Source organism: Ruegeria atlantica, from assembly GCF_013032455.1.
Classification (GTDB): Bacteria; Pseudomonadota; Alphaproteobacteria; order Rhodobacterales; family Rhodobacteraceae; genus Ruegeria; species Ruegeria atlantica_B.
The window spans coordinates 1-14,153 of record NZ_WQCF01000002.1 but is presented as its reverse complement, the minus strand read 5'-3'; the positions used below and the strand labels follow the sequence as shown (position 1 = coordinate 14,153).

Sequence of the window (14,153 nt, the reverse complement as noted above, 5' to 3'; positions counted from 1 at the left end):
GCCTTCAGGACTATTCATGCGCTTTTTGAAAGAACCGTTGTTCCATTTTATACTGATCGGGGCCGCTATCTTTGGCTGGTTTGCCCTTGTTTCACCAAACAAAGAGAGTGGCGCGCCACCCGAGGTAATTGTCTTTGATAACAACGACGTCGACCTGCTGATCGCACGCTTTGAAACCACCTGGAAACGCCCACCCAATAGTGACGAGTTGCAGGCCCTAATCGATGGTGCCGTACGCGAAGAGGTGTTGGTGCGCGAAGCTCGCAAACTCGGACTGGATCGCGGGGATCAGGTGATCCGCGCGCGGTTGGCCCAAAAGATGGATTTTCTGGCCGACGCGATTGCTTCCGCCGTCGAGCCTGAGGATTCTATCCTTGAGGCTTATATTGTGGCGAACCCTGCGCGCTTTGCGACACCGCCACGGCTGGCCTTTGAACAGATATATCTGGGAGAAACTCCAGAACCGGATGAGGTCGAGGCTGCGATATCCAAGCTGAAAGCCGGTGAAGATTGGGTGACTGTCGGCGTGCCATCCCTGATGCCCAAGGCGATGCCGCTAACGGCACCAAAAGCAATAGATGCAACCTTTGGGCCGGGGTTCCATTCCGGGCTCGAGCCTTTGGAAGTCGGTGTCTGGGTCGGGCCGGTTCGATCAGGATACGGGCTGCACATGGTCAGGGTTACGGAAACCCGCGAAGGGTCCTTGCCGCCGCTCGCGGATATCCGTGAGGCGGTTGTCTTGGCCTGGCGCCGCGACACGGCCGAGGACTTGTCACTGGCACAATACGAACACCTTGCCGGGCAGTACCGCATTGAGAAGCCGGTGTTTGGCGAATGAAGGCTCTGCTGAACCTCATATTGGCAATATGGTTGCTGTGTTGCCCGAACATGAGTACCGCCCACGCACTTGATCCGGGGTATCTGGACCTGCGTCAGTTGTCCCCTAACACATGGCAAGTTCTTTGGCGCATTCCTGACGTGAATGGCCAGCCGATGCGTATCGACGCGATCCTGCCTGAACCTTGCACCCCAAGACAAGGGACACAGCCGGTCTTTGACACGGTCGCTTGGGTGTCCACCTGGATCGCCGATTGCGAGGCTGAGATTGCTGGTCAAACCGTCTCAATCAAAGGGCTAGAGCGCCAAAACAATGACGTTCTGCTACGCGTTCAACCCTTGGACACGGCGATCACGACTTTGCGGTTCACGCCAGACACTCTGACACTGACCTTGCCTGAGAACCCTACAACGATTTCCGTTTTCCTTAGTTATTTTCAACTTGGTTTCGAACACATTCTGGAGGGCTGGGATCACCTTCTATTTGTTGTCGCCTTATTCGTGCTGGTGCGCGACCCGTGGCGATTGGTTGGGGCGATAACGGCATTTACCGTCGCTCATTCAATCACTCTGGCACTGGCTACACTTGGAGTCCTTCGCGTGCCCGCCGCGCCGGTTGAGGCCGTAATAGCTCTGTCGATCGTATTTCTGGCGCTGGAAATCATCAAACACAAAGAAGGTCAGATCCGGCTTTCCGAGCAGTTCCCTTGGATCGTCTGCTTTTGCTTTGGTCTGCTGCATGGGCTGGGTTTCGCTGGCGCCCTGTCTGAGATTGGCCTGCCTTCTCAGGACATCCCGACCGCGCTTCTCGCCTTTAACCTCGGCGTCGAAGCTGGCCAACTTGCCTTCATTTCGGTCCTGTCGGTTGCTATTTACCTTTGGCGCAGGGTCTCGCGATCCAGTCCAGCTGGTTTTCACGCCGTTATCAAACCAGTAACCGGATATGCCATTGGCTGCGTTTCAATCTACTGGTTGGTTGAACGTGTCAGTGGGTTTTGACCCGCGGCCAGATCGTGTCTACCTGCCGGTTTCGTCGATAGTGCGGTCCCGTTCCTGCAGCGCGCGGATGCGCATTCGTTGCGCCGCGTGAATATGCGCCCGCATCTCTGTTTCGGCTGCTGCACCATCACGGGCTTTCAAAGCGATCATGATGCGTCGGTGCTCTGCTACCGCCGCCTCGGCCCGGTCGCTATCCAACAACTGTGAAGGCCCAAGGATCAGCAGCGCCTTTTGCAGCGACAACATGGATTTAGCGAGAAACCGGTTCTTTGCTGAATCCAGCAGCGTGGCATGGAAGGTGCGGTTGATCCGCACCGCATCAGGGCCTGTGCCCGCCTCGGCCAACCGATCGTTCAGTACGTCCAATTCATCCAGTTCAACATCCGACGCAGCCCGCGCCGCCAGACGAGCCGCCGTGCCTTCGAGCACAGCACGCATCTCATAGAGCTCCATCACTTCGGCGTAATCGAGACTGCGAACCGTAGCGCCCTGCCTCGGTACGTGGACGACAAGCCCGTCCGCCTCAAGTTGTCTGATCGCTTCTCTGACGGGCGTTCGGCTAACGCCCAGACGCTCGGACAGATCAATCTCGCGCAGGCGTTCACCTGGCAGAAGAGTACCGCATCGAATCTCATCCAGCAGGCGCTGATACGCAGAATTGCCTTGCGGTCCAGTTTGTAGCGGATCACCTTGAACAGTCATCATGGGCTCTCTTGTTGCTTTGTATCCAGCCGTATGCTTTTGCATACTTTGTAAGTCAATAACTTTGGATCCAGCACGTTGCCTATCCGGAACAAAACATCTTCTCTTCTGACACAGCGGGGCTTGACGTTCGGACTTGCGATTCTGGGAACGATTGCATTTTGGGCATCCAACCTTCCTTTACCCTTTCTGTTCGGCCTGATGAGCGCGTGTTTGATTGCAGCCCTTGCCCAGACCCCTTTAGAGAGGTTCGGGCAGGTTCCCATCGCAGCCCGCACCATTCGGGCGTTGCAGTTGTGGCTGAATAAATCACTCCTCCGCTGACGACACGGCCCGCCGGTAGAGATGCCACGTGGTGTGGCCAAGGATCGGCAGGGTGAAGATCAGGCCCAAGAAGGCCGGGACCAGCGACAACAGCATCGTGACCGAAATGATCGCCGCCCAGCCAAGCATGACCACCGGGCTTTCCGCGACAACGCGAAGGGACGTGAGCATTGCGGACACAAAATTTGTCTCCCGGTCGAGCAGCATTGGCATGGCGACGACAGTCACCGAGAACAGGACAGCCGACAGAAAGGCGCCGACGCAGGTGCCAACGGCCAGAAAGGTCCAACCCTGCGGTGTGAAGAATACAATGTTCAAGAACCCGTCAAAATCCGAGAATGATGTATCCTGCAGAATGATCGCCAGCCAAAGCCGGATTTGATAAACCCACACCCAGAAAATGAACAGGGTGACAAAGGCCATCCAGCCCATTTCGCGCTTGCGTTGATTGGCCATGACAGTAAGGATTTCAGACCAACCGAAACCCTCTCCTTTCTGCAACCGGCGGGACATTTCATAAAGCCCCGCAGCGGCGAACGGCGCGATCAACGGAAAGCCCACTATGGCGGGAATGATCAACCAGATCTTGCCAAGCCAGACCAGGCTCCAAACCAGCAGGATTCCAAAAACCGCATAGAACAGCCCGAAGAAACCGCTCATTACGGGGCGAGCCAGAAAGTCGGAAAACCCAGCCTTCAGCGATGCGGTAATATCACCTGACGTCAGCCTATTGACCTCAGGCATGGATTGCTGCGGCGGCGTCAGATTTTCGGGTGGCGTGGGGCCTGCGGTTTTGGATGTCATGACACATTCCTCTCAATGCATGGTGCCGCGCTGGTCCATTCACCGACAGATGCAGCGGTAAAACAGACATCCTTCCTTAGTACGCAAGTTTGCATCACCTGAGGCATACGAGCAAGGGAGGCGAAATGACAAAATTTATTCTAAGATCCGTGACTTGGTGTTCACATATTTTCGGGATGATAGACGCAATCGGCCAAAGTACTACGGTTGAGGTCGGCTAAGAAGGACGCTTCTGCTTGCGCCAATCGTGCCTTTAGGCGGCAGTTTGGCGTCAAGGTACAAGCAGCACCACCAGGCGAAAAGCACTCAACCAGCACCTGACCGGATTCCAGAAAGGCCACCACATCGCCCAGCCGTATTTCCTCTGGTGGGCGAGCCAAGATTGCACCACCGCTACCGCCGCGCCGCGTCTCAAGATAACCCGCCCCAGCAAGAGCAGAAATCACTTTGGCGAGGTGGTTGCGTGACACCTGGAATTCAGCCGCGAGTTCGCTGGTCGTCATGGCGCACTCTGGCGCACCAGCCAAGCGCATCAAAACACGCAGCCCGTAATCGGTAAAAGAAGTGAGGCGCAAGGTCGCAATCCTGTTTTGGTATTTGCAATGCGTATTAACCGAGAGTATTCGGCAAATCAAATACCAATTCGATGTCACCAGACGACTCGAAAGCGAAAGGATCGGCCGTGAAACAGGATGCAGCCACCCTTACACAAAAGAACATTGACACTCAGGTTGGTCCTGTTTTGACCCAGTACCAAAAGACACTTCGAGCAACCCCCGCCCCACTGGCCCCCTTGGCGGGGCGCGCCCAACAGAGGCTGGGCAGATGATGAGACTGGCGAGTGTTTCGGCCACGGGTCGAGGTGCTACAGATCAGTTGCTTTCCGCAGTGGTCGAGCGTTTGCAGGCTGAGGGGGTCCGACTTGGCGGTGCCCTGCGTCGGCAAGAAACACAGTCTGAGGCTTCGAATTGCAACAGCGATTTATGGCTTTTGCCTGATGGGCCGATCGTCCGGATCACGCAAAATCTTGGCGCTGGCTCCACAGCCTGTCGGATGGATGCCGGGGCGCTGGAAGAGGCTGTTGGTACAGCGACCGCACGGCTGGTTGCAGGCAATGTTGATTTGATCGTACTGAACAAGTTCGGAGTCAGCGAGGCCGAAGGGCGCGGTTTTCACGCCCTGATCGTCGAGGCCCTGTCGCGCAACGTGCCGGTCTTGACCGGTGTGTCCGACGCTCATCGGGCGGCTTTCGAACACTTCGCGGGCGGCATGGCAACAGCGCTATCACCCGACGAAAGTGAAGTTCTGGCTTGGTGCCTGACAGTGGTCAAACCCGCTGCGTCACGCATCGAGGAGGCGTAAATGCACGATCCGACAACTCAGGCGCCAACAGCCGCGCTGATTGATCACATCTGGACCCGCTACCATGACACACACCGGCGCGAGATGCCCGATCTGATTGCTCTGGCCTGCAAAGTCGAGACGACCCATGCGAGTGACCCAAACACACCGCATGGTTTGAGCCATGCGCTTAAGGTGATGTTCGAAGAACTCGAGGATCACATGCGCGATGAAGAGGAAACCGTCTTCACTGCACTGCAGACCGGATACCCGACTTGCGCGGCCAAGGCCGTCCCAGACCTACGCAAAGCCCATGGCAATCACGAGGCCGCGCTGAACCGCATCGCCGCTATAACTCATGGCTTCCGCCTGCCGCACTACGCCTGCCAAAGCTGGCGCCGCCTCTATGTCGGCCTCGGCAAGCTGGTCGAAGATCTGGACGAACACATGTACCTTGAAAACGAGGTGCTTTTCCCGCGCATCGAGTCCCGGGCATGAACGGCAAGAAGACATTTTCTTCGCTGTCCGAAGCGGAACCGGTGATGCCTGAATTAACCCCGACCCCGCGCCCAGCGCTGATCGTCACTACACCATCCGCAGCGAACTTACTGACCAACTTTTCGCAACCCAAGGACAGCCCGATTGGCTTGATCGAGGCTAAGACCGACCTGTCGACAGCAGGGGAGACCTGAGAAATGACCGCCAACACAGACCCCGTTCATCGCCCGCGTTTGCCGGGTCAGCGCCCGGTGGCGCGGCTGTCGGCTGCAATTGTACAGCCAGTCCTGTCGCGGGTGGTGCGGCGTGTCGCCAAAAGCCACCCGTCGCTTTTTGCCCGGCTCGGGCCGCATCAAAAAACTGATTACATCATCGACCCGGTTGAGTTGCCCTTTGCTCTGCACCTTCGCCCTGATCCACAAGCGCTGATCTTCCGCGCCGTTCCGCGCGATCTTGCACCCGTTGCCGGGGCAGCGATCCGTGGACGCTTCATGCTGCTGCTAGAGTTGGTCGATTCAGAGGAGGACGGTGATGCAGCCTTCTTCTCGCGCGATCTCGAGGTGACCGGCGACACCGAAGCTGTGGTGAGGCTGAGAAATGCGCTCGACGATGTCGACGGTTCCATCGCCGAAGAAACCGCCAACATGTTTGGCGCACCGGGCCGCGCGATCCTGGCACGACTGCGCCGTTCATACCCCGCAACCTGAAAGGATACAGGCCAACCATGAGCCTTGCCGAACTAATCTGTCCCGCCGGTACGCCAGCAGCCCTACGCACCGCCGTCGATGCTGGTGCCGACGCCGTCTATTGCGGCTTCCAAGACGCCACCAATGCCCGCAACTTTCCGGGCCTGAATTTTACACCGGCGGAACTGGCCGAGTCCGTTGCCTATGCCCATGCGAAGGGGGCCAAGGTTCTGCTGGCACTCAACACCTATCCGCCTGCGGGTAAGGTCGACCTCTGGCGGCAGGCCGCCGACACCGGTGCGCGCTTTGGCGTCGATGCGTTCATCGTTGCCGATATGGGTGTCGCTGACTATATCGCCCGCACCCATCCCGGCATTCGGTTACATCTGTCAGTACAGGCCGCAGCCTCCAGCCCCGAGGCCATACGTTACTATTGCGAGAACTTCGGGGTTAAGCGCGTTGTCCTGCCGCGCATTCTGACGATCCCCGAGATCCGCGAAATTCGTAAGGAGATCCCCTGCGAGATCGAAACCTTCATCTTTGGCAATCACGGGCTGATGGTGGAAGGGCGGTGCAGCTTGACCAACTATCTGACCGGGCAATCGACGAATATGGACGGCGTGTGCTCCCCGGCCTCGGACGTCGAATATGTTCGCCACGATGACGGGTCGATGTCCTCGCAGCTTGCGGGCTTTACCATCGACTGTTTCGGCCCGGACGAAAAAGCAGGATATCCCACAATCTGCAAGGGTCGCTATGCCGCGCCGCACAGACCCGAGGGGTATTACGCCTTTGAAGAACCCATAAGCCTGAACCTGTCGCGCCTGTTGCCCGAGCTGATCGAGGCAGGCGTTCATGCCTTCAAGATCGAAGGGCGGCAGCGGTCAAAAAGTTATGTGCGCAACGTTGTGAAAGCCTTTCGCGCGGCAGTGGATGACATCCGCGCGGGCCGAGAGGCGAATATCGCCGACCTCGTGGCACTGACCGAAGGGCAGAAGCAGACACAGGGCGCCTTTGAGACAAAGAAATGGCGGTGATGAAAATGACAAAACTGACACTTGGCCCGATCGCCTATCACTGGTCCGCCGAGCGGCGACGCGATTTCTACGCCAGCGTCGCGGATGAGGCACCCGTTGACGAGGTGTATCTGGGTGAAGTCATTTGCTCCAAGCGCGCACCTTTCCAAGAGGCTGAACTACCAACAATCATTGAGCGGCTGGAGCGCGCGGGCAAACGGGTTATCTTGTCTTCGCTTGCCGAAGTAATGCTGAAGCGCGAGCGAAAAGCGACCGAAGATCTGGCCACAATGGACAGTCACGAGATCGAGATCAACAACGCCGCAGGGTTATATGCACGCGGCAAACAGCCCCATCGTATCGGCCCTTTCATGAATGCCTATAACGAGGCCACGATCAAATGGATGGCCGATCAGGGGGCAACCCATGTCGTCCTACCTACCGAGCTGCCCTTCCCCGCCATTGACGCAGCGACGCAGGCGGCTCGCGATCTGGGGCTTGGCGTCGAGGTTCAGGTTTTCGGCCGCGCCTCGCTGGCCGTATCGGCGCGCTGCTACCACGCGCGCGCGCACGGTCGCACCAAGGACAACTGCCAGTTTGTCTGCGAAGACGACAGTGACGGGATGCCGCTGACCACCAGTGACGATCGGCCAATCCTGCGGGTGAACGGTATCCAGACCCAGTCGGAAAGCTATGTCGACCTAATGCGGGAAGTAACACGGCTGACAGGTAACGGTGTCACCCATTTGCGCCTGATGCCGCAAGCGGTGGACATGGTAGCAGTCGCGCAGCTCTACCGTAGCGCATTGGACGGAAGCCTCGATCTGCCCGAGGTGGAGGCCATGTTGCGTCAGATTTGCGATAAGACTCCGCTCAGCAACGGCTTCTTTTACGGAGAGGCTGGATACCGCCGCATAGCCACAGCCAGTCCGGCATAATCATTCTTGGACACCGTCCAATGACGGCACCCCATCGCCCCATGTTTCTGGCTGGCGCAACCTGGGCAATCGTCGGGGTTGGGTTGGTCAACTGGGACGTAGGAATTGACCTGACGCATTCGCCACTTGGTAACCGGTGGGCCTGGCACGGGCATGAGATGGTGTTTGGTTTTGCCGCAGCCATGTTTGCAGGCTACGCGCTGACTGCGATGCCAAGCTGGTCCAATGGGGCTCGTATGTCGAGCCGGGATACTGCGCTCCTTTTGGCGCTTTGGGTCTTGGCCCGGCTGACAGCAGCAGGTGCAATTGGCACAGAGCCCGCCTTGGTCGTATCAGGAACTGCTGCCTTTATGGGCTTTGTGACACTGACCCTCGCGCGGGCAGCCTTGCAATCCGTTTCTGCAAAAAGCGTCGGATTTGCGCTTTTTGCGCTGGCGATGACCGGCATCCAGATCACAGTGCTCCGAGGAGGCATCTTGCCGTCCATTCCGGTTCTGGGCTTTGCGATCCTGTTGCAGATAGTGGGCGGCCGCATGATTGCGGGCTTTTCCTGGAACCGGCTGAGTTGCACCGTTTCCTACGAATGGCGCTACAAGTTAGCAAAGCTTTGCGGGTACCCCTCTGCGGTGGCACTTCTCGTTGCATTATTGCTAGACACGCTTGGGATCGCATCCGACTGGATAGTTGCATGCCTGGTAATCACCGCCACAACCGAGGTCGCCCGATTGTTGCTTTGGCTGTCTGAAGAAACCTTCAAGGATTCTTTGCTGAGCATGCTGACTCTGGCCTACTCTTGGCTGCCTCTGGGTTTGTTTCTAGTGGCGCTCGGCAGGACGAATGTTGGGCCGCTGTCAGACAGCGCGGCTCTGCATGCGCTGACTGCCGGCGCAATCGCATGTTCGATCTATGCCGTCGCTTCGCGCGCTGTGGCGCGGCGCGGAAATCGCTTACGGCCAGTTTTGATCGATCAATGCGGTTTCGCACTTTTGTGGGTGGCTGCCGTTATTCGAGTATTTATCCCGGTAGATACGCAAGGGCACGCTGACGCGCCGCTGATTTGGTGCATAGTCTGGTCCATTGTCTTGCTGCGGCATGGCGCGGCCCTGCTCCGCCCTGTTCCCCGACCAGTCTTCAGCGGGCCAAAACGTTCCATTGATGAGTAATCCGAAAGGCTGCAACCGCGATGCCACAAGCGTAGCAACCGCATCGAGATCGTGTTCAGCAGATTGAAGGACAGGCAGCGTGTGGAAACGCGATATGGCCGCTACCCAAAGGCTTACCTGTCAGCAATCGCACTTATAGCCATCGTAATTTGCTGGTTGTGAGTCGCGACATATACAAATTCTGGTTTTTGACTTTGTTTGATAAGTGCGTACAATTCAAACAGCTTTTAGTGCCAAAATTGCAAATTAGGCCCCCTTCGCAGAGACGATGAGAAGAAAGCGGGCCGCAAGGGAGGGGGAAATGAAGAGATTATCTGTTTGGCTTTTTGCCTTCTCGACGCTTGCGGGCTGCTGGGAGAAGGAAGAAGAAGCGACCACAACAATTATCCGGCCTGTCAGAGCTACTGAGATTTCTGATCTATCCAGCTTACATGACCGTTACTTTGTCGGAACAGCCAGAGCTGCACGCGAAGTGTCATTGGCGTTCCGCGTGCCTGGCAACGTTGTCGGAGTCGACGTTCAGGTTGGTGACCTTGTGACGAAAGGTGACGTAATCGCGGCGCTGGATCCTGCCCCCTACCAAGCTGAGGTTGACCGACTAACGGCAGAGCTTGCAAGCGCGCAAGCGACCTTCGACAATGCTAAATTGCAAACAGATCGACAGCGATCATTGGTTGAGAAAGAAGTTGCCGCGCAGGCAACGCTTGATCGCTTTGTCGCGGGTGAAACATCAGCTCAGGCGGCAATCAATTCTGTGCAAGGTGCGCTGGATAGGGCAACACTTGACTTGACCTATACAAGCCTCGCGGCGCCGTTTGATGGCCGTGTGGTCGCGAAATACATTGAAGATTTCGAAGAGGTTGCAGCCCAAACCCCGGTTTTGCGTATTCTGGATGCCGAGCACATCGAAGTGGTGATCGACATCCCCGAACGGTACATCGCCCTGATCCCGCATATTGAGAACATAACTGTCACTTTCGATGCTTTGGGTGACGTGGTTCTACCGGCAGAAATCAGTGAGATTGGATCAGAGGCTTCGGCGACGACCCGAACCTTCCCCGTCACGTTGATCATGGATCAACCGAAAGACGCACTTGTCCTTCCGGGCATGGCAGGGCGTGTCCGCGGCCAACCAAAGGAAGGGTACGAGCCATTTGATGCAATCATGGTACCTGCCAGCGCAGTCTTCGTGCCTGAAGGGGAAACCGACCCACACGTTTGGGTGTTTGATGCCAGTTCAGAAAGTGTGACCGCGCGAAAGGTTGTGCTTGGCACGCCACGATCACAAGGGGTTGCGGTTAGCGAAGGTCTGGAATTTGGCGACGTTGTTGTCACTGCCGGAGCGAATTCTTTGCGAGAGGGTCAGAAGGTTTCGCTACTTTCTGAGGATGCGGAGTAATGGGCCTCGCCGCGTTTTCGATCCGCAACGCCAAGTTCATTTGGTTCACGGTTATCATGCTCACGTTGGGCGGCATTTCAGCGTTCTTTAGCCTTGGGCAGTTGGAAGACCCCGAATTCACCATCAAAACAGCCGTAGTAACCACTCCCTATCCAGGGGCTAGTCCTGCTGAGGTTGAGCAGGAGGTAACCGAACGGATTGAGCTAAAGCTCCAAGAAATAAAGGAAATTGATTACATCTCGAGCGAAAGCCGCGCCGGTGTGTCGACCATCAAAGTCGAAATCCGGCCGAACTATTGGTCAGACGAATTGCCACAAATCTGGGATACGCTGCGCCGTAAAGTCAGAGACGTGGAAACAGACCTGCCCCCAGGCGCAGGTCGTCCCGCTATCAACGATGATTTCGGCGACGTCTTTGGTCTTTTGCTTGCTATGACGTCGGATGGGTTTTCCGCTCAGGAGCTTGATGGTTTCGCAGAAGATTTCAAACGAGAATTGTCGTTGATCGAAGGTGTAGGGCGCGTTGATCTTTGGGGAGAACGCGACAGGGTCATCTACTTGGAAACAAGAGAGGAAGCCTTGGCCGCGCTAGGTGTTTCGGCTCAGACTATTCTCAACACGTTGCAGACCCAGAACGCGATTGTCGACGCTGGGCGGGTCAATATCGGTGACTACCGTATGCGCATTGCGCCAAGCGGGACCTTTACCAGCCCAACCGATATCGCGGATCTGGTCGTTCGGCCAAGTGGTCTGGATCAGGCCCAAAGCGGTCAAATACGGGGGCCTGAGCTGCTGCGGCTGGGTGAAATTGTTGAAGTGAAGGAAGGCTATGCCGATCCGCCAACGACAATGATGCGCTACAACGGCCTGCCCTCTATCGGCTTGGCAATATCATTTCAGTCTGGCGTCAACGTTGTCAGCGTTGGCGAGGCTGTAGACGCGAGAGTATCAGAACTGATCGCGGGTTTGCCTGTGGGCATTGAAGTCGAACGGGTTCATTGGCAGTCCGATGACGTAAACCTCGCGGTAAGCAGTTTTCTGGTGAGCCTTGGTCAAGCCGTCGCCATCGTTCTGGTCGTTTTGACTTTGGCAATGGGCATTCGGATGGGGTTCATCATCGGCAGTGGGCTGATCCTGACGATACTTGCCACCTTCATTCCATTGGCAGCACTGGGCATCGATCTTCAACGAATGTCTCTGGGGGCGTTGATCATTGCGCTTGGCATGATGGTCGACAATTCGATCGTTGTTGCGGATGGCGCAATGGTCCGGATGTCGCAGGGAATGGACCGCGCGAAAGCAGCAATTGATGCCGCAACCCGCCCTGCCATGTCGCTACTTGGGGCCACCTTCGTCGCGGTTATGGCGTTCTACCCGATTTTTGCCTCTGTTGAGAGCGCCGGAGAATACTGCCGCACGCTCTTCTCGGTCGTTGGCATCGCACTCTTGGTCAGTTGGTTGCTGTCAATGACGGTCACACCCTTGCAGTGTGTTGCTTTGCTGCCAGAACCAAAGGGAGAAAACAGCGAGACTTTCGATACAGGCTTCTATGCCATTTACCGTCGCTTTCTGGCTGCAGCGATCCGGGCTCGCTATCTGACAATCGGAGTGGCGGTGGGAGCTCTGGTCATTGCCGGGATTGGTTTTGGTTCGGTGACGCAGTTGTTTTTCCCGACCTCGTCCATGACCAAGTACATGATCGACTATTACGCGCCTGAGGGAACTCGGATCGAGGCAGTCTCCGAAGCCATCAGGCGTATCGAAGAGCAGGTGGAAATGGATGATCGCGTGACAGGTATCGCCAGCTTCATTGGCGCCGGGCCACCGCGTTTCTACCTGCCAGTAGACCCCGAAGGCACCAATCCATCCTACGGACAAGTCATCGTGAACGTCGACGACTATCGTGACATCCCCGAAATGACAAAAGCGATCTCGCTCTGGATATCGGCGAATATGCCCGAGGCGACCTCCTTCACACGCCAGTTCGGCGTCGGTCCCAGCAATACCTGGGCATTCGAAAATCGCATTATCGGTCCGGCGGATGCCGATCCAGAGACTTTGCGCGAAATTGGCGACAGGGCTGTTGCAATACTTGATCAGCATCAGTGGACCAAAGTGGCGCGCACGGATTGGCGCAACCGTGTCCTGAAGACAGTTCCCGACTATGATCAGGACCGAGCGCGATGGACAGGTATCACTTATGAAGACTTGGGTAATACGACGAAACGGGCCTTTGATGGCCGATCGGTTGGGCTCTACCGCGAAGGCGACGAACTGCTTCCAATCATAGTGCGCCCTGGGGCGGAAGACGTGGCAGCCGTGGACAACTTTGAACTGCTGCAAATGCAGTCACCGTTTTCCGTCGAACCTGTCCCGTTGGCCCAGGTTGTTCGTAGCGTGAATATCAAGCCAGAAGACCCCACGATCAATCGCCGTGACCGGCGCCGTGTTCTAACCGTTCAGGCCAATCCGATCGACAGTGTCACACTGCCAAGCTATCGCGCAGCCGTTCTCGCCGATTTTGACGCCTTGGAAGCAGGCCTGCCGCAGGGCTACAGCATGGAATGGGGTGGAGAGTACGAGGACACCATGTCCGCGCAAGCGTCATTGATCCCGGGAATGATACCCGCGTTTTCGATTATGGCCCTTATCGTGGTCGGGCTTTTCAACTCGTACCGCAGGCCGCTGACCATTTTCTTGACAGTGCCATTTGTACTCATAGGGATCGTTCCAAGCTTGCTCCTCACGAACACACCGTTTGGGTTTGTTGCGCTACTTGGAGGCATGAGTTTGGCGGGTATGATGATCAAAAATGCGATCGTTCTGATTGATCAGATCAACGATAACTTGGCCGAAGGCCAGCTGGGTTACGACGCCGTTTTGAATGCCGGCGCTTCAAGATTGCGTCCCGTCGTACTGGCCGCAGCAACGACAGTTCTGGGCGTCATACCGTTGCTGCCGGACGTATTCTGGGTTGGTCTTGCCGTCACGATCATGGGCGGATTGACCGTGGGTACGATGCTCACAATGATACTGGTACCGGTCTTGTTCGCCACACTGAATGGCATTCGACAACCAGCCAAGATCGTTTGACGTCGCCATTAAAACGGTCTTTGTGTCGGATTTTGCGTTCGCGAAACAGGTAGTTCTTTAACTTAGACAGCTAATTCCGGGGGGTTAAGTTGAACAATACAGTACTGTACTTTTTAGTTGGCATTTTCGTGGTTGGTTTGATTTCGCTGGGATATTTCGCCAGAGGCAGTGGAGCGCTTCTAGTCATCGCGATACTGGTTGGTGTGTTGCTCGCAATGATCGCGTTCTTTGGAGGCTACTTTGGCGAAACTCCAAAGTGAGGACGGAAAGTTAATTTTTGAGATGTGCTATCAGTGACCTGAGCAGCCTCATCTGACTGGTCCAAATTGATTGTTAGTGCATCGTCGGCCTGTA

15 protein-coding genes are annotated in these 14,153 nt (G+C 56.4%); 12 read left to right on the top strand and 3 right to left on the bottom strand.

Annotated features, from left to right (window positions below; translation table 11 throughout):
- Window positions 1–16: 16 nt before the first annotated feature.
- Both GOW93_RS04105 and GOW93_RS04100 read left to right on the top strand, forming a co-directional pair.
- The gene (locus tag GOW93_RS04105; protein WP_170381851.1) at window positions 17–838 is read left to right on the top strand and encodes a peptidyl-prolyl cis-trans isomerase; all 822 of its coding nucleotides are present in this window, start codon (window positions 17–19) and stop codon (window positions 836–838) included.
- Between the two features lie 50 nt (window positions 839–888).
- A complete protein-coding gene (locus GOW93_RS04100) occupies window positions 889–1,836 on the top strand; it encodes a HupE/UreJ family protein (RefSeq protein WP_254443460.1) in 948 nt (315 codons plus the stop codon).
- An 18-nt stretch (window positions 1,837–1,854) separates the two neighbouring features.
- Here GOW93_RS04100 and GOW93_RS04095 read toward each other — a convergent pair whose 3' ends face one another.
- From GOW93_RS04095 to GOW93_RS04085, 3 genes are all read right to left on the bottom strand, one after another.
- The gene (locus GOW93_RS04095; RefSeq protein WP_170382510.1) at window positions 1,855–2,538 is read right to left on the bottom strand and encodes a GntR family transcriptional regulator; all 684 of its coding nucleotides are present in this window, start codon (window positions 2,536–2,538) and stop codon (window positions 1,855–1,857) included.
- A 309-nt stretch (window positions 2,539–2,847) separates the two neighbouring features.
- Window positions 2,848–3,666 carry a DUF2189 domain-containing protein gene (locus GOW93_RS04090; protein ID WP_170381847.1) on the bottom strand — a complete coding sequence of 273 codons (819 nt, stop codon included), beginning with the start codon at window positions 3,664–3,666 and terminating at the stop codon, window positions 2,848–2,850.
- A gap of 161 nt (window positions 3,667–3,827) precedes the next feature.
- The gene (locus tag GOW93_RS04085) at window positions 3,828–4,241 is read right to left on the bottom strand and encodes an Rrf2 family transcriptional regulator (RefSeq protein ID WP_170381845.1); all 414 of its coding nucleotides are present in this window, start codon (window positions 4,239–4,241) and stop codon (window positions 3,828–3,830) included.
- 250 nt (window positions 4,242–4,491) lie between these two features.
- Between GOW93_RS04085 and GOW93_RS04080 the strand changes: the two genes are divergently transcribed.
- From GOW93_RS04080 to GOW93_RS04035, 10 genes are all read left to right on the top strand, one after another.
- The gene (locus tag GOW93_RS04080) at window positions 4,492–5,028 is read left to right on the top strand and encodes a DUF2478 domain-containing protein (protein ID WP_254443458.1); all 537 of its coding nucleotides are present in this window, start codon (window positions 4,492–4,494) and stop codon (window positions 5,026–5,028) included.
- Window positions 5,029–5,505, top strand: a complete 477-nt coding sequence (locus GOW93_RS04075; protein WP_170381843.1) for a hemerythrin domain-containing protein — start codon at window positions 5,029–5,031, stop codon at window positions 5,503–5,505.
- Window positions 5,502–5,699, top strand: a complete 198-nt coding sequence (locus tag GOW93_RS04070; RefSeq protein WP_170381841.1) for a hypothetical protein — start codon at window positions 5,502–5,504, stop codon at window positions 5,697–5,699. Before GOW93_RS04075 ends, GOW93_RS04070 begins: the two co-directional genes overlap by 4 nt.
- A gap of 3 nt (window positions 5,700–5,702) precedes the next feature.
- Entirely contained in the window at window positions 5,703–6,212 is a 510-nt protein-coding gene (ubiT, locus tag GOW93_RS04065; protein WP_170381839.1) for a ubiquinone anaerobic biosynthesis accessory factor UbiT, read from the top strand.
- Window positions 6,213–6,229: 17 nt separating this feature from the next.
- A complete protein-coding gene (ubiU, locus tag GOW93_RS04060) occupies window positions 6,230–7,228 on the top strand; it encodes a ubiquinone anaerobic biosynthesis protein UbiU (protein WP_170381837.1) in 999 nt (332 codons plus the stop codon).
- Between the two features lie 5 nt (window positions 7,229–7,233).
- On the top strand, window positions 7,234–8,145 hold the full coding sequence (ubiV, locus tag GOW93_RS04055; RefSeq protein ID WP_254443457.1) for a ubiquinone anaerobic biosynthesis protein UbiV: 912 nt from the start codon (window positions 7,234–7,236) through the stop codon (window positions 8,143–8,145).
- Window positions 8,146–8,165: 20 nt separating this feature from the next.
- Window positions 8,166–9,308, top strand: a complete 1,143-nt coding sequence (locus GOW93_RS04050; RefSeq protein WP_170381834.1) for an NnrS family protein — start codon at window positions 8,166–8,168, stop codon at window positions 9,306–9,308.
- A gap of 9 nt (window positions 9,309–9,317) precedes the next feature.
- On the top strand, window positions 9,318–9,470 hold the full coding sequence (locus GOW93_RS04045; RefSeq protein WP_438826206.1) for a hypothetical protein: 153 nt from the start codon (window positions 9,318–9,320) through the stop codon (window positions 9,468–9,470).
- Window positions 9,471–9,609: 139 nt separating this feature from the next.
- Window positions 9,610–10,707: an efflux RND transporter periplasmic adaptor subunit gene (locus tag GOW93_RS04040; RefSeq protein ID WP_170381831.1), complete on the top strand. Its 1,098-nt coding sequence runs from the start codon at window positions 9,610–9,612 to the stop codon at window positions 10,705–10,707.
- Window positions 10,707–13,799, top strand: coding sequence for an efflux RND transporter permease subunit (locus GOW93_RS04035; RefSeq protein ID WP_170381829.1), 3,093 nt, complete (start codon window positions 10,707–10,709; stop codon window positions 13,797–13,799). The genes GOW93_RS04040 and GOW93_RS04035 overlap by 1 nt, the downstream gene beginning before the upstream one ends.
- The last annotated feature ends 354 nt before the right edge of the window (window positions 13,800–14,153 follow it).